Source organism: Actinoplanes sp. NPDC021490, assembly GCF_055562135.1.
The window spans coordinates 197,175-216,315 of record NZ_JBVHFW010000014.1 but is presented as its reverse complement, the minus strand read 5'-3'; the positions used below and the strand labels follow the sequence as shown (position 1 = coordinate 216,315).

The following is a 19,141-nucleotide window of genomic DNA, read 5'->3' as shown; positions in this document are numbered from 1 at the left end:
CTTCCGGGGCTGTCCGGTCGAAGTAGGTGACCGAGGCAGAACACGAAAGGTGTGATGGAAATGAAGATCGCCGTGCTGGGCGGTACCGGGCTCATCGGGTCGCAGGTCGTCAAGCTGCTGGGGGAACACGGCCACGACGCCGAGCCGCTGTCCCCGTCGAACGGTGTCGACCTGCTCACCGGCGAAGGACTCGACGCGGGCCTCAAGGGCGCCGACGTGGTGGTCAACCTGACGAACTCGCCGACCTTCGACGAGAAGTCGCCGGCCTTCTTCCAGCAGACGATGGACAACATGCTCGCCGCCGCGAAACATCAGGGCGTCGGCCACGCCGTCATCCTGTCGATCGTCGGCGTCGACCAGGTGCCCGCCCTCGACTACTACAAGGCCAAGGTGCTGCAGGAAAACGTGCTCAAGGCGGGCCCGATCCCGTGGTCGATCGTCCGCGCGACCCAGTTCTTCGAGTTCATGAACTCCGTGCTGTCCTGGACAGCCGACGGCGACACCGTACGCCTCCCGGCGACCCCCGTGCAGCCGCTGGCCTCAGCCGACATCTCCCGAGCCGTGGCCGAAGTCAGCGCGGGCACCCCACTGCTCGGCGTCCGCAACGTGGCCGGCCCCGAGATCTTCACACTCGACGACCTGGGCCGCATCGCGCTGCAGGCCAAGGGCGACACCCGCACGGTCGTCACGGACCCGGCCGCCGGCATGTTCGCCGCCGTCCCCGGCAACGTCCTGACCGCCCCCACCGACGCGATCATCGCCAAAACGACGTTCCGCGAGTGGCTGACCACCCAGAAGTAGCACACCCCCGGCCGGCGGCAACGAGGCCGCCGGCCGACGGCAACCGTTCGTGCGGTGCGTGAGCGCAACCGTTCGTGCAGTGCATGAGGGTGAGCGTTCGTGCAGTGCCTGAGCGTTCGTGCAGGGCGTGAGCGCAGCCGTTCGTGCAGTGCGTAACGGTAAGCGTCCGTGCAGGGCGTGAGCGTTCGTGCCGTGCGTGAGCGCAACCGTTCGTGCAGTGCGTAACGGTGAGCGTCCGTGCAGTGTTTGAGCGTTCGTGCCGTGCGACCGTTCGTGCGGTGCTTGGGCGAGAGCGTTCGTGCAGTGCTTGAGCGTTCGTGCAGTGCTTGAGCGTTCGTGCCGTGCTTGAGCGTTCGTGCCGTGCTTGAGCGTTCGCGCCGTGCTTGAGCGTTCGCGCCGTGCTTGAGCGTTCGCGCCGTGCTTGAGCGTTCGTGCAGTGCTTGAGCGTTCGTGCCGTGCTTGAGCGTTCGTGCGGATTCGCTCAATCGAAGGGGATGCGCTCTGCGTCGCTGGGGGGCCACGCGGCCGTCCAGGCCGGGTCGTATCGCCGCACCGCCTCGACGAACGCAGGCGGCGGCTGGTACCGATGTGCGGTGACGTAGTGCCAGACGAGCGTGGGAGCGGCGAACATCGTTCCGGGCCGCGCCGGCACCCTGATCTCGGCGTGGCCCAGATGCACGATGCCGCTCGGGTGGTCAACGGTGAGCATTCCCCGCACCGATGCCGCCAGGCAGATCGTGCATTGATGGAATCCGCGCATGCGGTTGACGGTGATGCCCGAGATGATGTCGAGCAGGGCGTCCGCCAAACCCTCGGGCGTCGTCCCGGTCGCGAACTGGTGGGGCGCGTCGATCCATCCGACGTTGAGCCGCTCGTAGCTTGGCCGGTATTCGATCCAAGCGCCCGGAACTTCGAAGACTTCAAGCTCGCTGTACGCGTACGGGGTCAGGTCCTCGAAGTAGGTCACACGCACGTTCTATCAGGACGGTCACGTCCGGTCGGCCGTGGAGCGTGCCGGGTAGTTCGGCCACGTGCGATCACTGGCGTTGGACCTCAGCCCTGCCGGCAAGCAACGCCCGTGCGCTGTGGGCGGAGAATACCCGTGTAACGACACTCAGCGGAATGCGGCGATCTTCTCCGGGTTCATCAGCCAAAGCAGCTGGTCGATGCCGTCGGCCGAAGCGCTGAGTGTCAGCACCGCTTTTACCTCGTTGCCGTCGTGCAGTACCGCGGCCTGCTGGCCGTTGACGATGACGAAACGGGGCACGATTCCGTCCCACCAGAACGACGAGAACGCGGCGATGAAAGTTGCTACCCGGTCCGCGCCGACGACGATTCGGCGGGCGGCGTGCTTGGCGCCGTTGCCGTCGGTGATGCTGGTGACGCCGGCCGCGAACAGATTCTCGAGGGCGGCCAGATTTCCCGAGCGCGCCGCCGTGAGGAACGTGGTCAGCAATTCCTTCTGGGCCGACAGTGAAACGGGCGCCTTGCGTTCCCCGGCCACGTGTTTGCGGGCCCGGGACACCAATTGCCGTACGGCCGGTTCGGTGGCCTGCAGAATGTCGGCGATCTGCCCGTACGGGTAATCGAAAGCCTCCCGCAGCACGTAGGCGGCCCGTTCGTTGGACGTCAGCTTCTCCAACAGCAGCAGAACGGCGAATTCCAGCGCGTTGCCGGTTTCCGCGCCCAGGTAGGGATCGGCGCTCGTGTCCACGGGCTCGGGAAGCCACGGCCCGATGTACGTCTCCCGGCGTACCCGGGCCGATTGAAGGGTGTTGATGGCCAGGCGGGTCGTGGTCGTGGCCAGGAAAGCGGCCGGATTCTGCACGGTCTCGCGGTCGTACGTCTGCCAGCGCAGCCACACGTCCTGCACCAGATCCTCGGCCTCGGTGGCGCTGCCGAGCATGCGATACGCGATTCCGAAAAGGCGCGGCCGCACCTCCGTGAATACTCGTGCCGCGTCGTCCAGATCGGCCAGACCCATTTCGCCCCCTCCCGGCAGTTCATCCTGGCACTGTGATCGCCGGAAAGTCAGTGACGTGCGCCTCGGGAGACCGCGGGCGGATTCGATGCCGGGCCCAGCGGGTATGGTCGCCGGGATGAGCCCCTGGATCGACCATGCCGTGTGGTGGCACGTCTACCCGCTCGGCTTCACGGGCGCCGTCAGCGCCGGGCCCGGGCATCGCCTCGGCAAGATCACCGGGTGGCTCGACTACCTGGTCGAGATGGGCGCCAACGGGCTGCAGCTCGGTCCGATCTTTGCGTCCGAGACGCACGGCTACGACACGGTCGACCATTTCCGCATCGATCCGAGGCTGGGCGACGACGCCGACTTCGACGCGCTGATCGCGGCGGCGCGGCAACGCGGCGTACGGGTGCTGCTCGATGGGGTGTTCAATCATGTCGGGCGGGGCTTTCAGGCGCCGGCGCACTGGTTCACCGGCGGCGATTTCGAGGGGCACGGCAGTCTGCGCGAGCTCGACCACACGCAGCCCGAAGTGCTCGACCATGTCGTACGGGTAATGGACCATTGGCTGTCGCGCGGGGCCGACGGGTGGCGCCTCGACGCGGCGTACGCGGTCGACCCGAAGTTCTGGAAAGCCGCGCTCGCCCGCGTGCGCCCGCAGCACCCGGAGGCGTGGTTCGTCGGCGAGATCATCCACGGGGACTATCCGGCGATCCTGCGCGAATCCGGTCTCGATTCGCTGACCCAGTACGAATTGTGGAAGGCCATCTGGAGCAGCCTGAACGACGGCAATTTCTTCGAGCTGGCGCACGCGCTCGAACGGCATGCGGAGTTGCTGCCGGTTGGGCTGCCGATGACGTTCCTCGGCAACCACGACGTCACCCGGATCGCCAGCAAACTCGACGACCCGCGCCACCTCGACCATGCGATCGCGATCCTGCTGACGGTCGCGGGCGTGCCGAGCATCTACTACGGCGACGAGCAGGCCTTCCGCGGCGTCAAGGAGGAGCGCGCGGGCGGCGACGACGCCATCCGGCCCGCGTTCCCGGACAGCCCCGGCGAGCTGTCCCCGCTCGGCCGGCCGACGTACCGCCTGCACGAGAAGCTGATCGGGCTGCGGCGCCGCAACCCCGCCCTCACACGCGCGGCGACGACCGCGACGCACCTGACGAACACCGCCGTGGCCCTCAAATCCGCCTCGCTCACCTTGCTGCTCAACGTGGGCGACGACGAATACCGTTTCCCCGGCGTTGATCCGGGCGCACAGGTGCTCGAGTCGTCCCAGCCGGGCGGCGATCCCGCGCTCGTTCCCGCCCACGGTTGGTCCGTGCTGTCGGGGTGACGTGGTTCGGGGTGCGTCGGCCTGTTCGGCTTGCGCTGGGCTGGGGCGACGTGCGGCCTCTATGAAACAGTCCTCAGGCGGCTCCGGAAGCGCATCGGTGACTCGCCCACCTCGCGTTTGAAGGCCGTGCTGAACGCGGCCTCCGACGCATAACCCAGCGTGGCCGCGAGGGAGGCGAGGCGTACCTCTCCGTCGCGCAGGGCGCGCTGGGCCAGCAGCATGCGCCACTGGGTCAGGTAGGCCAGCGGCGGAACGCCCGCGACCGCGCGGAAGCGTCCGGCGAACGTAGTGCGTGACATGGCCGCGGCGTGCGCGAGCTCCTGCAGGCCCCAGGCGCGGCCGGGATGATCGTGCATGAGGTCGAGGGCCGGCTTCAGGCGTTCGTCGCGGAGCGCGGCGATCCATCCGGGCGGCCGGTCCTCGTCGGCCAGCAGCGCGCGCACCACTTCGAGCAGCAGCAACTGCCCGTGCTGGCGGATCGCGAATGAGGCCCCGAGCCGGCTGCCGGTCATCTCGTCGACGATGCGATGCACACAACCGCGCAGCGACGACGTGCCCGGAGTGGACGACCTGACCACGGCCACCGGCGGCAGCGCGTCGAGCAGCAGCGCCCGGCCGGCCGGGGTGACGTCGATGCGCCCGCCCACCACCACATCGTCGCGTTCGCGGTCGACGTCGAACCGGAAATGCTCGTCGGGCACCACCTCGCGCGCCGGCCCGTCACCCGAGCCGCCCTCGAGCCGCAGCCACTCCCGGTCACTGAGAATCGCGACGTCGCCAGCCTCGAGCATCAGCGGCGCGTCCAGGCCGTCGGTGGTCAGACCCACTTGCCCGTACGGGATGGCCAGGAACTTGAGCGGCAGACGCACCTCGCCCCGCGAGAACCATCGGCCGCGCGCGGCGAACCCGCCGGAGAGCACACCGCGCACCTCGACGAGATCGAACACCTCGGACAGCCGGTCTGCGCCCACGTTCGTACGCTCGCACAAATAATCCGGATCGACAACCATTCAGCGTACGGGCGGGGACGCGCACGCTGGAGGTATGAAACAGCAACCCATCGGCTCGGGTTTCACCGCCGCCTCGACCGCGGACGACGTGCTGGCCGGCCGTGATTTGTCCGGCTTCTACGCGATAGTCACCGGCGGACACTCCGGCATCGGCCGGGAGACGACCCGCGCGCTCAGCCGAGCCGGCGCCTCGGTCACCATCGGCTCACGCGACCCGGACCGGGCCAGGGCCGCCGTGGCCGGGATCGAGCACGTCACCGTGGACCGGCTGGATCTGCTCGACCCGTCCTCGGTCGACGCTTTCGCCACCCGGTACCTCTCGGCCGGCCGCCCGCTGCACGCCCTGATCAACAACGCCGGCCGCCCGGCCCCGCCCACGCTGGAACGGGACGCGCGCGGCTACGAGGTGCAGTTCGCCACCAACCACCTGGGCCACTTCCAGCTGGCCCTGGCCCTGCTGCCCGTGCTGCGCGCCACCCCCGCCGCCCGCGTGGTCAACGTGACGTCGGGCGCACAGCGTTTCTCCGACGTGCTCTGGGACGATCCGACCTTCGAGCACACCCCGTACGACTTGCTGCTCGCCTACGCCCAATCCAAGACGGCCAACGTCCTGCACGCCGTGGAACTCGACCGCCGCTGGGCCGAACACGACGTCAACGGCTACGCCGTCCACCCCGGCGTGGTCGTCGGCACCGGCCTCAACGGCGCCGTCGGCCTCGACATGCTGCGCGAACAGGGCCTGGTCGACGAGTCCGGCCACCCGATCATCGACCCGGCTCACGGCAAGAAGACCCCGGAGCAGGGCGCGAGCACCTCGGTCTTCGCCGCCACGAGCCCGTTGCTGGCGGGCATCGGCGGCGTCTATCTGAAGGACAACGACATCTCCGTTCTGGACGACCGCCCCCGCCCGATGTCATCCGTCGAGCCCCCGTCCGAGGTCGTCTCCCACTCCATCGACCCGAGGTCGGCCCAGCGCCTGTGGGAGCTGAGCGAGGCGCTGCTCGCCCGCTGACGCATCTATGCCGAGCACGCCTGCGCGGTGACGGGGTTCGGCACGCGTGCGCGGTGACGGGGTTCGGCATGCGTGCGCGGTGGCGCGGCTCGGCATGCGTGCGCGGTGGCGCGGCTCGGCACGTCCGCCGCGGCAATGTGTGATGCGGGGCGTGTGGCCCGCGGTCAGCGGTAGCCGGCGGCATCAGGTGGGTGGCCCGGCGCCATCACCTCGGTGAAGTAGCGCGGGAAGTCGGGGCGGCTGCCGTCGAGGTCGGTCAGGTCGTATTCGCGGGCCAGGTCGATGCTGGCCAGGGTTTGGCCGGTGAACCGGAGCGCGTCAGGGTCGGCGGCCAGGGTGGCCACACCCCGGCCCACGAAGTGCGGGGACTCGGTGATGCCGAAGTGCTCGGCCTCGGCGGACTGCCAGGTCTGCTCGGTGACGCCGTATTTGTCGAGCATGCGCTCCGACCGCAGCCAACCGGGAGTGACCGCGACGGCGGCGGCGCCGTGCGGGCGCAGCTCGGCCGCCTGGGCCTGGGCCAGCCGGATCACTGAGACCTTGACCAGGTCGTAGTAGACGGATTCGCGATAGTCCCCGTCGATCGCCTTGCCGTCGGTCATCTCGACGATCAGGCCGCCCGGCCGCCGGATCAGCAGGGGCAAGGCGTAGTGGCTGGTGATCAGGTGTGTGTCGACGCCCTGATGCAGCATGCGCAGCCCGCGATCGATCGAATGTTCCCAGAGCGGCTTGCCCCACTCGGTGAACATGTCTCCGCCCCAGACGTTGTTGACCAGCACGTCGAGTCGGCCATGGTCGGCCGCTATTCGCTCGGTCAGCGCGGCGACCTCGGCGGGAACGCTGTGATCGACCCGGACAGGAATGCCGTGGCCGCCGGCCGCGTCGACGGCCTCGGCGGTCTCCTCGATCGTCTCCGGTCTGTCCATCTCGGAGCGGCCCGACGCCCGGCTGGACCGGCCCGTGGCGTAGATGGTGGCGCCGAGCGCTCCCAGCTGCACGGCGATGGCCCGGCCCGAGGCCCGGGTCGCCCCGGCCACCAGCGCGACTCTGCCCTTCAGCGATGCGGTCATGCCGAGGATCGTGGCAGCGGGGTATGACAGAAAAGGGGTCAGCCGGGCGGCAGCAGCGTCTCGATCAGGTCGGAGAACGCGTCGCGGATCTCCTCCTCGCCGGCGGTGGCCAGAGGTGGCACTCCGATGGACTTGCGCAGCAGCGTCGTGCCGAGGACGGCGCCGAGGAGGATTTGCGCGCGTAGTTCGGCCGTGTGGTCCGGTGGGTCGGCGGAGCCGTTGGTGGCGCTGGCCAGGCGGCGGCTGATCGAGCGCAGCAGGGTTCTACGCATCTCGTCGGTTCGCTCTTCGCCGGAGGACCGCACCAGGAGCAGCAACGCCTCGTGCAGTCGCGGGTCGTCGTCCGATCCGACGATGCGGTGCGCCATCTTGGCGGCGATGTCGGCGGGGGAGGAGCGTTCGGCGTCCCGGCTCAGGTCGGTGACCGCGCTGGCCAGGCAGGCCTCGAACAGGCCTTCCTTGGAGGTGAAGTAGCGGTTGATCAGCGCGACGTTCACCCCGGCGCCGTCGGCGATGTCGCGCACGGTGGTGGTGGCGAAGCCCTGACGGGCGAAGTGGTGGCGGGCCGTGTCGAGCAGGAGCTGCCGGGTGTGGGCCGCGTCGCGGCGCCGGGGCTGGCCGGGGATGTCTGCCAACGTGGAGCCTTTCGCCTGATCGACGCCTGAGGAACCAGAGGACGCTGAACACCCTGAGGGCTGATTGGAACAGTGTCGAAGCAGCGTAACCCCGGCCACCACGCCATGTAAACAGGCATTGACTTTGCGCTGGTGTGACGTAAGCAATCGTTGACTTAGCGGCAAAGGCTCGATCTAATAAGTAAGCAACCATTTACTTCCAGTCTCGGGGACGTCATGACCCACATCGAAGAACGCGCCGAGGGCACCCGCCCCAGCGGCGGCCTGCTCGTGCTCTATCTGGCTCTGGGCGGTCTGGCCTTCGCGGTGCTGCAGTCCCTGGTCTCGCCGGCCCTGGCCACGATCGGCCGCGACCTGGAGGTGTCGACCGCGGACGTCAGCTGGATCGTCACGGCGTACCTGCTGTCGGCGTCGGTGCTCACGCCGATCCTCGGCCGGCTCGGTGACATGGCCGGCAAGCGCAAGATCCTGATCGTCGTGCTGGCCATCCTGGCCGCAGGCACCGTCGTGGCGGCGCTGGCGCCCAACCTCGCCGTGCTGATCGTCGGTCGGGTGCTGCAGGGTGCGGCCGGCGCGATCCTGCCGCTGTCGATCGGCATCGTCCGCGACGAGCTGCCCCGCGAGCGGGTGGCCACCACGGTCGGCCTGATCTCGGCGATCTTCGGCATCGGCGCCGGTATCGGCATCGTCGCGGCCGGGCCGATCGTCGAGCACCTGTCGTGGCACTGGCTGTTCTGGCTGCCGCTGGCGCTGGTCCTGATCGCCCTGGCCGGCGCGGTCTTCGGCATGAAGGAGTCCCCGGTCCGTACGCCGGGCAAGCTCGATGTGGTCGGCGCGTCCATCCTGTCGGTTTCGCTGGTCGGGCTGCTGCTCGCGATCAGCAAGGGTCAGGCCTGGGGCTGGGGCGACGCCAAGACCATCGGGCTGCTGGCGCTCGGTGTCGTCGGGCTGGTCGTGTTCGTCGTCGTGGAGCTCAAGGTCCGCGAGCCGCTCATCGACATGCGCCTCATGAAGATCCGCGGCGTGTGGGCCACCGACCTGGTCGCGCTCATTCTGGGCTTCGCCATGTTCGGTACGTTCCTGCTGGTCCCGACGCTGATCCAGTTGCCCGCGGAGACCGGTTACGGGTTCGGCAAGTCGGTCTCGCAGGCCGGGCTGTTCCTGCTGCCGACCGTGGTCATGATGGTCCTCTTCGGTCCGCTGGCCGGCATCCTGAACCGCAAGTTCGGCCCGAAGCTGCCGATGTTCCTGGGCGCCGTGTTCGTCGTCGCCGCGTTCGCGATCCCGGCGCTGGCGCACGGCGAGATGTGGCAGGTGCTGCTGTCCGGCATCCTCACCGGCGCGGGCATCGGATTCGCCTTCGCGGCCATGTCCAACGCGATCATCGAAGCCGTCCCGGCCACCCAGACCGGAGAGGCCACGAGCGTCAACACCATTGCCCGTACGATCGGCAGCAGCATCGGCACCGCGGTGGTCGCCGCCGTGATCACCTCGAAGACCACGGCGCAGGGCCTGCCCACCGACGACGCGTTCACGGTCGGTTTCTGGGTCTGCGCCGGGGTGGCCGTGCTGGCCATCGTGGCCGCGCTCGCCCTGCCCGCGGCGCACCGCCGCCACACCGAGGCCGTGGCCACCGGCGTCGACGACCTGCCCCCGGAGCCCGCCGAGCTGCACCTGCCCCACTCGCACAGCCGGGCCTGAACGAAGACCCAGAGCGCCGGAAAGCTGGGCCGCCGGAAAGCTGGGCCGCCGGAAAGCCGGGCCGTCGGAAAGCCGGGCCGCCGGAAAGCTAGAGCGCGTGGGCCGCGGCCGCATCGGTCGCGGCCCACGACGCCAGCAGCGCCAGGTTGTGCGCCGTAGGAGACTCCGGCGAGGCCGAGAAAATGGTCAGCGTGAGCTCCGGCTCGGCCCGCAGATCCATGCTCTCGTAGGCCAGCTCGAGGTCGCCCACGACGTGATGGTGGAAGTATTTGACGCCGGTCCCGTGGATCCGCACGTTGTGCGCGCCCCACCGCCGGCGGAAGTCGTCGCTGCGGGTGGAGAGCTCGCCGACCAGGTCGTGCAGGGCCTTGTTGTGCGGGTCCTTGCCGGCCGCCGTGCGCAGGTTGGCCACGAGCATGTCGGCGGCCAGGTTCCAATCCGGATAGAACCGGTGCGCGGCGCTGTCCAGGAACGTGAAACGCCCGAGGTTCGGGGTTCCGCCCGGATCCGCGTAGCAGTCGCTGTACATGGCCCGGCCGAGCAGGTTGGCCGCGACGAGGTCCTGCTGGAAGTTGACCACGATGGCCGGGCTGGTGATCGCGTCGAGCGACCACTGCAGGCTGGGCCGGGGCGCGGACTGCTTGGGACGGCGGCTCGGGCGCAGCAGCGCGTTGCTGCCGTTGGCCGCCTGCGCCAGGCGTACGAGATGGGCTCGTTCCGCCTCGTCGAGCTGCAGCGCCCGCGCGATGGCGTCGAGCACCCCGGCGGACACCCCGGCCAGCGAGCCGCGCTCGAGCTTGGCGTAATACTCCACGCTCATCCCGGCCAGCGCGGCCACCTCGCTGCGCCGCAGCCCCGGCACCCGCCGCTGACCGGCCGACGGCAGCCCGGCCCGCTCCGGCGTGATCTTCGCCCGGCGGGTGGTCAGGAAATCGCGTACCTCGGCTCGGTTGTCCACCCCTGAAACGGTACGTCGGGTCATTCTGGGCTGGGATGTACTACCGGTACACCTTTCATCGGTGACTTCTTCGCGCCGGCGGGAAGGAGTGTGCTGGAGCAGTACCGAGGAAAGGGACACCCATGTTCACTGTCAACGCCATTGCCGCGCCTTCGGCCACCGAGCCGCTGGTCCGCACCACGATCGAGCGTCGCGACGTCGGCCCGCGCGATGTGCTGATCGCGATCAGATACGCCGGCATCTGCCACTCCGACATCCACACCGTGCGCGGCGAGTGGGGTCAGGTGGCGTACCCGCTCACCGTCGGCCACGAGATCGTCGGCGAGGTCACCGAGGTCGGCGCCGAGGTCACCCGGCACGCCGTGGGCGACCGGGTCGGGGTCGGCTGCATGGTCAACTCGTGCCGCGAGTGCGAGAACTGCCGGGCCGGGCAGGAGCAGTACTGCCTCAACGGCAACACCGGCACCTACGCCGCGGTCGACCGGGACGGCACGATCACCCAGGGCGGCTACTCGACGCATGTCGTCGTCGACGAGGACTTCGTGCTGAAGGTCCCCGAGAGCATCCCGTACGAGGCGGCCGCGCCGTTGCTGTGCGCGGGCATCACCACCTATTCCCCGCTGGCGCACTGGAAGGCCGGCCCGGGCACCCGGGTCGCCGTCGTCGGCATGGGCGGGCTCGGCCACATGGCGGTCAAGATCGCCTCCGCGCTGGGCGCCGACGTGACCGTGCTGTCGCAGACGCTCGGCAAGAAGGACGACGGGCTCACGTTCGGCGCCGCGAACTACCACGCGACCAGCGACCCGGCGACGTTCGAGGCGCTGAAGAACACCTTCGACCTCATCATCAACACGGTCAGCGCGCCGATCGACATGGCCGCCTACCTGGGTCTGCTGCGCCTGGACGGCACCCTGGTCAGCGTGGGCGCCCCGCCCGAGCCGCTGGCCGTGCCGGTGTTCGCCCTGTTCGGCAACCGGCGCTCGTTCGCGGGTTCGGGCATCGGCAGCATCGCCGAGACCCAGGAAATGCTGGATTTCTGCGCCGAGCGCGGCATCGCGCCGCAGGTCGAGGTCATCACGGCCGACGCCGTGAACGACGCCTACGAGCGCGTGCTCAAGTCCGACGTGCGCTACCGGTTCGTCATCGACGTCGACTCGCTGCGCTGATCACCACCGCCGGGCGGCACACCAAGACCCTGCTGGAGGCCTTTGCATGACCACCATCGCCATCGTCGGGGCCGGTCCCGGGCTCGGCGCGGCCGTTGCCCGGCGGTTCGGGGCGGCCGGGCACAGCGTCGCGCTCGTCTCGCGCGACCCCGGCAAACTGGCCGGCGAGCTGGGGGCCCGGGGCTACCCCGCGGACGTCCGCGACCGGGCCGCGCTGGCCGGTGCGCTCGAGCGGGCCGCCGACGAGCTCGGCCCGATCGAGATCCTGCAGTACAGCCCTATCCCGCACCGCGACTTCCTCAAGCCGGTCGCCGACACCACCGCCGGCGACGTGGCCGCCGCCGTGGAGTTCTCGGTGCTCGGCCCGATGACGGCCGTGAACACCGTGCTGCCCGGCATGCGGCAGCTGGGCCGGGGGTCGATCCTGCTGGTCAACGGGGGTAGCGGCGCCCGCCCCAACCCCAAGGTCGCGGGCACGTCGATCGCCTTCGCGGGCGAGGGGGCGTACGGGAAAATGCTCCACGAGACCCTCGGGGCCGAAGGGATCCGGGTCGCGCAGCTGATCGTGCCGGGCGCCATCGGGCCCGGGGACGCCGAGGTCCTGGCCGGGAAGCTGTGGCAGCTGCACACGACGGACGGCGAGTTTCGCACGTTCTCAGATGAGGGCGCCGCCTAGCTGGTCGAAGATCTCCTTGACGATCGCCCGGATGTGTTCGTCGTCGGACTTGCCGCGCTGGGACGGCAGCGGCGTCGGGCAGTCCGGGCGGTCGGAGATGCAGTAGACCGAGCGTCGTTCCTCCTGGCCCAGTTTGACCGGGCGTTTCCCCGGGTTGCGGCAGTCCGAGGGCAGCGTGCTGTAGATGCGGTCGACCGCGCACAGCGGTTTGCCGCCGACCAGCACGAAGAACACCTGCACCCCGGTGTCGCGGTAGCTGCGGATGCGTTTGGCGTCGCTCTGCTGCTCGCTGGGGCTGCCCGCCCCGGCCTGCTCGCCGTCGGTGAACACGATGAGGGCCTGCTTGCGCGGGTTGTTGGCATCGACGCCGATCTCGTCACGCACGAGGTCGGCGGTCTCGCGGACGGCCTCGGTGACCGGGCTGCTGCCACCCAGGTTGGACACTTCCGGCACGGCGAGCCGGGTCGGGTCGGCGAAACCGCCGGGGGTCGTCAGCGGGTCGAACACCGCGCCGTCCGCACCCGGGAAGCCGAAGAACGCCACCCGGTCGGTGCCCGACAGGCTGCCCAGCGCCGTGGTCATCGCCGCGGCGATCTGGCGTTTGTACGGCTCCGTGGACCCGGACTGGTCGAGCGTGATGGCCAGGCTGATCCGCTTGCGCAGCGTCTGGCGCCAGCGCTCGAGGATGGCGCTGACGACCGCGCCGTCGCGCCGGGTGAGCGCATGGTCGTCGGTGGACTCGAACCCGACCCGGTCCAGGCGGTTCTGCCACTTCTTGGTCATCAACGTGCGGTGGAACGCGTCGGCCAGGTCCCGCTTGTTCTTGTCCATCCCGGGCCGCTTGAGGAACGGGTGGTCCAGCGTCGGGTTCGGGCCGGCCAGCTCCACCCCGCGGTAGTAGTGGGTGAGATCGGGGAAGCCCTTGTAGACGGCCTCCTCGACGATCATCGCGTTCGGCAGCGCCGAGGTGTCGACCGGCGGCTTGAACGAGGACAGGAACTCGACGATCTCCCCGGGGTATCTCGCGACCGAGCGTTCCAGCGGCGCGGCGTGGACATCGAGCTTCCCGGCCCGTACGTCCTCGGCCGAGATGCCGCTGCCGCCGCCCGCCGCCGCCTCGAACGCCAGGATCGTGGCCATCGCCCCGGATGTCGAGTTGAGCGCGTTCTCCTTGACCAGGTCGAGCTTGCCCGCGGAGGCCAGCGCGGCCAGATCGCTCCAGGTGACCGAGCCGGAGTCGCTCAGCGAGCCGGCCAGCGGGGTGCCGAACTTGACGTAGAGCCGCATCCGGCTGGTCGTGAACGAGCCCAATTTGTCGTCGTAGCGGTCGTCCGCGTCCAGCAGCGAGTTCCAGAACGAGTGCGTGGGCAGCCAGACGTCCGGCCGGTCGGCCCCGCCGCTCGCGAGCGAGCCGGTGATCCGCTGCTGCGCGAACCCGGAGCTGATCGGCACGATCTTGATGCAGTTGTATTCCTTGGCCGCGTCCTGGAGCACGCCGGGAGTGGCCGCGGGGTCGGCGCGGGCCAGGCCCGGTTCGGTGGACGACCAGACCTCGAGCGCGGTGCCGTGACACTTGCCGCCGGACGGCAACGCCACCTCGCCGAGCGCGTAGACGAGAGCGCCGCCCAGCACGATGCAGAGGATGCTGGCGAGCAGACGTCCGCCCTTGTTGGAGTTCATCCTCACCTCACCTCAGGAATGCGTAGCTGCAGGCGACCCGGCCGACGTACGCGACCAGGCCGCACACCAGCGACAGCCCCAGGGCGCCGAGGATCGGGCCGGCCCCACCGACGTCGTAGACCTGGTATGCGAAATATCCCGACGCGCCCAGCGCCACCACCCCGCCGACGACGAGCGCCTGCGGATCCAGCACGTACTCGGCCCGCCGCGCCGCCGGGTATTCGAGCCGGCGCACGTCACGGACGGCCTTCATCACCTGCTCGGCCAGCTCGCGCCGATCGGTGGGCAGCTGGTCCCACTGTTGCCGGGCCACCTTTTCCCGAAGCCGGCGAACCCGGCGGTTGTCGGCCGGGGAGTCCTGTTCGGTCGTGCCGGGGGTCAGCAGATCCTGATCTTCCAGGGCCATCCACAGGCGCCGGCGCGGCCCGTTGTGCGCCCCCAGGACGGCGTCGAATTCCTGTTCGGCGGCGGACCTGCTCTTCTCAGCCGATTCCGACTTCCCGTACTGGCGGCCGTAGAGACCCACGAACATGTGTGCGCTCTTGATGAGGGCCTCACGCGCTTGGGCCTTGTTGTCGCCCGGGTCGGCCGGGTCGGGGCCCTCGACGACGACGACGGGGGCCTGCTCCAGTCGTTCCTTGACCTCGGCGCGGTAGGTCCGCAGGTCACCGCCGGTGCGGGCCAGATAGACGGTGACCTTTTCGACGGATGGCTTTCGGTGCCGTTGGTACAGCCAGGTACCGAATGCGGTCAGGACGCCGACCGCGAGGGTTCCGAAGAACGACCCCACGGCGTCGAGAATGGACTGCCACACGCACGTGCCCCCTCACGGATGCGTAGGGGCCAATGCTAGTGCGCATCCGCTACAGCACGTGCACCGCCACATGCGACGGGTGATCGGCGTCGTGCCGGATCTCGAAGTCGCAGCTCACGCCGTCGACCGCGACCCCGAACGGCTCCGGCGTGCCCATGTTTCGCGCATAGCGGGGGAACGCGCCGCCGCTCACCTGCACGCGCAGCCGATGCCCGGCCCGGAAGCGGTAGGCGGTCGGAAACAGTTCGACCTGGACCGCGCGCACCCCGTCCGGCCCCGGCTCCCCGGAAGTGCGCGGGTCGAGCCGTTGAATGCCGTCGACGACATTGCGCGAGACCCCCTTGGCGTCCACATCGCACAGACGGACGAACACATCCGCGTACGGGATGGAGGTGCGCACATAGATCGTCGCGCTCACCGGGCCCGCGATGTCGAAATCGCCCGGCAGCGCGGGACCGGTGAAGACCAGCACGTCGTCGCGCTTCTCGACGCTCGCGTTGTCGGCCTGCTTGCCCGGCGGCTGCAGCAGCGGGCCCCCCACGGTCGGGGTCGGATCGGCCGGGTCATAGGTGAACCGGCTCGGCTCGCCGTCCTGTTCCGGCCGGGTCACCAGCCGGCTCCCGCTTCCGAGATGCAACCGCGTTTCCCGTACGCCCGGAGGCGGCCACGACTCGAACTCGAGCCACCGGCCGGCCTGTTGCAGATAGACCCGCACCGGGGCTCCCGAGGGCGCCGGACCGCCGTTGAGGTGATGGTCCAGCCAGGCGGCATCGGTCTGCGCGACCATGCGCAGCTCACCCGGCTCGCCGTGGATCCACGGACCGACGACGAGCCGCGCCTGCACCCCGGCCGCCCGCAGCGCCGTGTAGTCGGCCAGGTTGCCCGCCAGGAACAGGTCCCACCAGCCGGTGACCGTGCTGACCGGCGGCATCCGGCTGAGGTCGGCGTCGTCGTGGTCGGCCTGCGCCCAGAAGGTGTCGCCCGGCTCGGCGTGCGCCACGAAGTCGCGCCAGAACGGCACCGGCGCCCCGGCCACCTCGACGTCGACGGCCTGCAGCGGCAACCGGCCGAGCGCGCGCCGCACCCGGGCCTTGACCCGCGGGTCGGGCAGCCCGCCGAGCAGGCCCGGCGCCTCCTGCCGGCCGATCTGGGCCGACCAGGTGAGCGCGGTGTGGATCTGCGGGACGCCGTGCTCGTAGAACAGGCGGTTGGTCATGTTGGCCGAGGTGATGTGCGGCATCACGCAGGTCAGGGGCGGTTCCGCGTACGGGGCCACGGCCCACTGGGTGTGCCCGAAGTAGCTGGCGCCGGCCATGGCGATGCGGCCGTCGCACCAGGACTGCTTGCGCAGCCACTCGAGGGTGGCCAGGCCGTCGTCGCGCTCGCTGGTGAACGGGCGGAACTGGCCCCCGGAGCCGAACGTGCCCCGGGTGGCCTGCATGAACACCTGGAAGCCGCGACGGGCCAGCGGCGCCGCGAACAGCTGCCCGAACGCGCCGGCCCGCCCGTACGGGACCCGGATGAGCACCACGGGCAGCGGCTCGTCGTGACCGGTGGGCCGGTAGTGGTTCGCGAGCAGCGTGACACCGTCGGGCATCGGCACCGCGACGTCCTGACGGATCTCGTACGGGACCGCTTTTCTCGGCAGCCCGAGCGCGACATCCGCCACCAGACCGGCCAGTCGAGTCAACTTCGCCATGGGTGAAACCTAACGCGGCGATCACCGGCGCGCAGTCAGCGGGGCAGCAGCAGCCGGTCGGAGCGGGCCGACACCATCGACGACATCACCAGCGACGCCGCGCCGATCGCGCCGCCGTCCTCGTTCAGCGTGGTGCCCCGCACCTCGACCGTGTGCACGTCGCTCACCGTCAGCAGCTTGGCCGGGATCGGCGGCACGACCCGCAGGTAGGTCTTCGACAGCGCGGGCCAGTTCGGCCCGCCCAGGATGATCGTGTCGAGGTCGAGCACGTTGGACAGGTTGCCGGCGATGCGGGCGATGCCGCGGGCCGACTTCTCGACGATGGCCAGCGCGGCCGGGTCACCGTCGTCGGCCCGCGCGCACAGCCGGGCCAGCGCGGTCTCGATGCCGAGGTGGTCGTCGGGCCGCACGGGCGGCAGGAGGCCCCGCTCGGCCGCCTCGGTGACCAGGTGGACGGGCGCGCAGGTGATCGCGATGCAGCCGCGGCCGCCGCAGGGGCAGCGGGGACCGTCGGGGTCGCCGCTGAGGTGGCCGATCTCGCCCAGGTTGTCGGACGAGCCGCGGACCACCTCGCCGCCGAGCACGACGCCGGCGCCGATGCCCGTGCCGAGATAGATGACCGCGAAGTCGTTGAGCGAGCCGCCGCTGACCCACAACTCGCCGGTGGCGGCGGCGATCGTGTCCTTCTCGAGCACCACGGGCAGCCCGGTGCGGCTCTCCAGCTCGGCCCGCAACCGCACCACGCCCCAGCCGCGCAGGTTGGGCGGCCCGACGACGGCGTCGGCCAGGATCGGCCCGGGGGTGGAGACACCGAGACCGACCAGGCGCTGCGATGCGTCGTCGCGGCGGGCGGCCAGCTCGGCCACCGCCTCGACGACGGCCCGCAGCACGTCCTCGGGGCCGTCGGCCGACGGGGTCACCAGCGACGCCCGCTCCTCGACCTCGCCGGCCAGGTTGAGCAGCACCAGCGTCATCCGGGCGGGGTCGATGTGCAGGCCGATCGAATACTGCCCGCGGGCGACGATCCGGAACATCGTGCGCCGGGCGCCGGTGTCGGCCTCGGCCCGCCCGGCCGTCTCGATCAGGCCGGCCGTGACCAGGCGGCGGCAGATGTTGGAGACCGTCTGCCCGGAGAGGCCGGTGCGTTCGGACAGCTCGACGCGGCTGATGTTGACGTGCCGGCGGACCAGGTCGAGCACCAGGAGCTGGTTGTAGTCGCCGACGCGCGGAAGGTTCGAGCCGCGTCGTTCCATCCGGTTCCCCCCTCGCCGGGCATCGATCACGTCACATCCTAGAAGATCCACTAGCTCTATAGGAAATCAATTTGATTGTGTTACGTTCCGTGGCACGGCGAAGGGACACCACCATGAGATTCGGCAAACCAGTTCTGGCCGCGGCGATGGCCGCCGCCCTCACCCTCGGCGTCGCGGCCTGCTCGGGTGGCGACGACTCCGGCTCCGGCGACGGCCCGGTCAAGCTGGTCTTCCGCCAGTTCGACCCGGAGAGCGAGATCGGCGGGCTCAAGACCGCCGTCGACGCGTGGAACACCGGCCACCCGGACATTCAGGTCGAGCTGCAGACGCTGAGCCCCAACAACATCCAGCAGTTCGCCCGCGAGGCCAACTCGGGGTCGGGACCGGACATCAACCAGGTCGCCTTCGCCGACGTCGCGTTCGTGGCCAACCCCAAGATCCTGCAGCCGCTCGACGAGTACCTCGACAAGAACGGCGGCACCGGCGACCTGCTGGCCACCGACATGGTCACCTTCGACGACAAGACGTGGGCCGTGCCGTGGACCGCCGACACGATGGCGCTGGTCTACAACAAGGAAGCGCTCGGCGCCGACAAGCCGCCGACCACCTGGGAAGAACTCGCCACCACCGCCGCGAAGATCAAGAACGGCTTCTGCTTCCCGGCCGCGGGCTCCCAGACCAGCGCGCAGTGGTTCGCCATCAACTACTACCTGTGGTCACACGGCGGCGCCTTCATCCGCAACGAGATCGGGAAGTGGCAGACCGGCGTGACGCCGGAGCAGCTCACCTCGGCCATCGACTACTTCAACGGGCTGTTCACCTCGGGCGCGACCAGCAAGGCGTTCCAGGCCGTGCAGGATTACAGCGACCCCTCGATCGTCAACGGCCTGGCCGGCGGCGACTGCGCGATGAGCTACATGCCCCCGGCCACGTTCGCCACGCTGACCAAGCAGGCGGGCGACAAGGTGGCGAGCGCGCCGATGCCCTCGGGCCTGTCCGACGGCGCGACCCACCTGGGCGGCCGGGCGCTGGCCATCAACCGCAACAGCAAGCACCCCGAGCAGGCGTACGAGGTCATCAAGTACCTGACCAGCGCCGCGACCTTCAAGACGTACAGCCAGTACCCGGCCTCGAAGAAGACCCTGACCGAGCTGGACGTCCCGGCGGCCCAGAAGGGCTACGTCGAGCAGCTGCCGCACTCCCGGTCGATGGCCCGCTACATCGGCTCCGACCTGACCGTCGCCTCGATCCAGCAGCTGGTCAACCAGCAGTTCTCGGCCGTCTACTCCGGACAGGCGACCTCGGCCGACGCGGCCAAGGCGATCCTCGACGGCCTGGCCAAGGGTCTGAAGGGCTGA

The 19,141-nt window shown here is 69.9% G+C and carries 17 protein-coding genes; 7 read left to right on the top strand and 10 right to left on the bottom strand.

Annotated elements, in window-relative coordinates:
• The first annotated feature begins 60 nt into the window (after positions 1-60).
• Positions 61-801: an SDR family oxidoreductase gene (locus ACZ3I4_RS32285; protein ID WP_465385827.1), complete on the top strand. Its 741-nt coding sequence runs from the start codon at positions 61-63 to the stop codon at positions 799-801.
• A 481-nt stretch (positions 802-1,282) separates the two neighbouring features.
• Here ACZ3I4_RS32285 and ACZ3I4_RS32280 read toward each other — a convergent pair whose 3' ends face one another.
• The gene (locus ACZ3I4_RS32280; protein ID WP_465385826.1) at positions 1,283-1,768 is read right to left on the bottom strand and encodes a DUF7919 family protein; all 486 of its coding nucleotides are present in this window, start codon (positions 1,766-1,768) and stop codon (positions 1,283-1,285) included.
• A gap of 147 nt (positions 1,769-1,915) precedes the next feature.
• A complete protein-coding gene (locus tag ACZ3I4_RS32275; RefSeq protein ID WP_465385825.1) occupies positions 1,916-2,785 on the bottom strand; it encodes an RNA polymerase sigma-70 factor in 870 nt (289 codons plus the stop codon).
• Between the two features lie 115 nt (positions 2,786-2,900).
• Here ACZ3I4_RS32275 and ACZ3I4_RS32270 point away from each other — a divergent pair, with 115 nt between their 5' ends.
• Complete coding sequence (locus ACZ3I4_RS32270) at positions 2,901-4,109, top strand: alpha-amylase family protein (protein WP_465385824.1); 1,209 nt, start codon at positions 2,901-2,903, stop codon at positions 4,107-4,109.
• 59 nt (positions 4,110-4,168) lie between these two features.
• Here the strand turns inward: ACZ3I4_RS32270 and ACZ3I4_RS32265 are convergent, their stop codons facing one another.
• Positions 4,169-5,080 (bottom strand): AraC family transcriptional regulator, encoded by a 912-nt coding sequence (locus ACZ3I4_RS32265; RefSeq protein ID WP_465385823.1) that lies wholly within the window; start codon positions 5,078-5,080, stop codon positions 4,169-4,171.
• Positions 5,081-5,153: 73 nt separating this feature from the next.
• On the opposite strand from ACZ3I4_RS32265, the gene ACZ3I4_RS32260 reads away from it, so the two are divergent.
• Positions 5,154-6,131 (top strand): SDR family NAD(P)-dependent oxidoreductase, encoded by a 978-nt coding sequence (locus ACZ3I4_RS32260; RefSeq protein WP_465385822.1) that lies wholly within the window; start codon positions 5,154-5,156, stop codon positions 6,129-6,131.
• 164 nt (positions 6,132-6,295) lie between these two features.
• On the opposite strand, the gene ACZ3I4_RS32255 is transcribed toward ACZ3I4_RS32260, so the two are convergent.
• The gene (locus tag ACZ3I4_RS32255; protein ID WP_465385821.1) at positions 6,296-7,201 is read right to left on the bottom strand and encodes an SDR family oxidoreductase; all 906 of its coding nucleotides are present in this window, start codon (positions 7,199-7,201) and stop codon (positions 6,296-6,298) included.
• A 38-nt stretch (positions 7,202-7,239) separates the two neighbouring features.
• Positions 7,240-7,836, bottom strand: a complete 597-nt coding sequence (locus ACZ3I4_RS32250; RefSeq protein WP_465385820.1) for a TetR/AcrR family transcriptional regulator — start codon at positions 7,834-7,836, stop codon at positions 7,240-7,242.
• Positions 7,837-8,052: 216 nt separating this feature from the next.
• Here ACZ3I4_RS32250 and ACZ3I4_RS32245 point away from each other — a divergent pair, with 216 nt between their 5' ends.
• A complete protein-coding gene (locus ACZ3I4_RS32245) occupies positions 8,053-9,537 on the top strand; it encodes an MFS transporter (RefSeq protein ID WP_465385819.1) in 1,485 nt (494 codons plus the stop codon).
• 88 nt (positions 9,538-9,625) lie between these two features.
• On the opposite strand, the gene ACZ3I4_RS32240 is transcribed toward ACZ3I4_RS32245, so the two are convergent.
• Positions 9,626-10,495: a helix-turn-helix transcriptional regulator gene (locus tag ACZ3I4_RS32240; RefSeq protein ID WP_465385818.1), complete on the bottom strand. Its 870-nt coding sequence runs from the start codon at positions 10,493-10,495 to the stop codon at positions 9,626-9,628.
• Between the two features lie 122 nt (positions 10,496-10,617).
• Here ACZ3I4_RS32240 and ACZ3I4_RS32235 point away from each other — a divergent pair, with 122 nt between their 5' ends.
• Positions 10,618-11,661, top strand: a complete 1,044-nt coding sequence (locus tag ACZ3I4_RS32235; RefSeq protein WP_465385817.1) for an NAD(P)-dependent alcohol dehydrogenase — start codon at positions 10,618-10,620, stop codon at positions 11,659-11,661.
• A 46-nt stretch (positions 11,662-11,707) separates the two neighbouring features.
• Positions 11,708-12,337 carry an SDR family oxidoreductase gene (locus ACZ3I4_RS32230; RefSeq protein ID WP_465385816.1) on the top strand — a complete coding sequence of 210 codons (630 nt, stop codon included), beginning with the start codon at positions 11,708-11,710 and terminating at the stop codon, positions 12,335-12,337.
• Here ACZ3I4_RS32230 and ACZ3I4_RS32225 read toward each other — a convergent pair.
• The 4 genes from ACZ3I4_RS32225 to ACZ3I4_RS32210 are packed head-to-tail and all read right to left on the bottom strand — an operon-like array spanning position 12,317 to position 17,783.
• Positions 12,317-14,017, bottom strand: a complete 1,701-nt coding sequence (locus ACZ3I4_RS32225; RefSeq protein ID WP_465385815.1) for a vWA domain-containing protein — start codon at positions 14,015-14,017, stop codon at positions 12,317-12,319. The genes ACZ3I4_RS32230 and ACZ3I4_RS32225 overlap by 21 nt on opposite strands.
• A gap of 7 nt (positions 14,018-14,024) precedes the next feature.
• Entirely contained in the window at positions 14,025-14,831 is an 807-nt protein-coding gene (locus ACZ3I4_RS32220; RefSeq protein WP_465385814.1) for a DUF4062 domain-containing protein, read from the bottom strand.
• A gap of 49 nt (positions 14,832-14,880) precedes the next feature.
• Positions 14,881-16,530, bottom strand: coding sequence for a CocE/NonD family hydrolase (locus ACZ3I4_RS32215; protein WP_465385813.1), 1,650 nt, complete (start codon positions 16,528-16,530; stop codon positions 14,881-14,883).
• 35 nt (positions 16,531-16,565) lie between these two features.
• The gene (locus ACZ3I4_RS32210) at positions 16,566-17,783 is read right to left on the bottom strand and encodes an ROK family transcriptional regulator (protein WP_465385812.1); all 1,218 of its coding nucleotides are present in this window, start codon (positions 17,781-17,783) and stop codon (positions 16,566-16,568) included.
• A 113-nt stretch (positions 17,784-17,896) separates the two neighbouring features.
• On the opposite strand from ACZ3I4_RS32210, the gene ACZ3I4_RS32205 reads away from it, so the two are divergent.
• Positions 17,897-19,141 (top strand): ABC transporter substrate-binding protein, encoded by a 1,245-nt coding sequence (locus ACZ3I4_RS32205; protein ID WP_465385811.1) that lies wholly within the window; start codon positions 17,897-17,899, stop codon positions 19,139-19,141.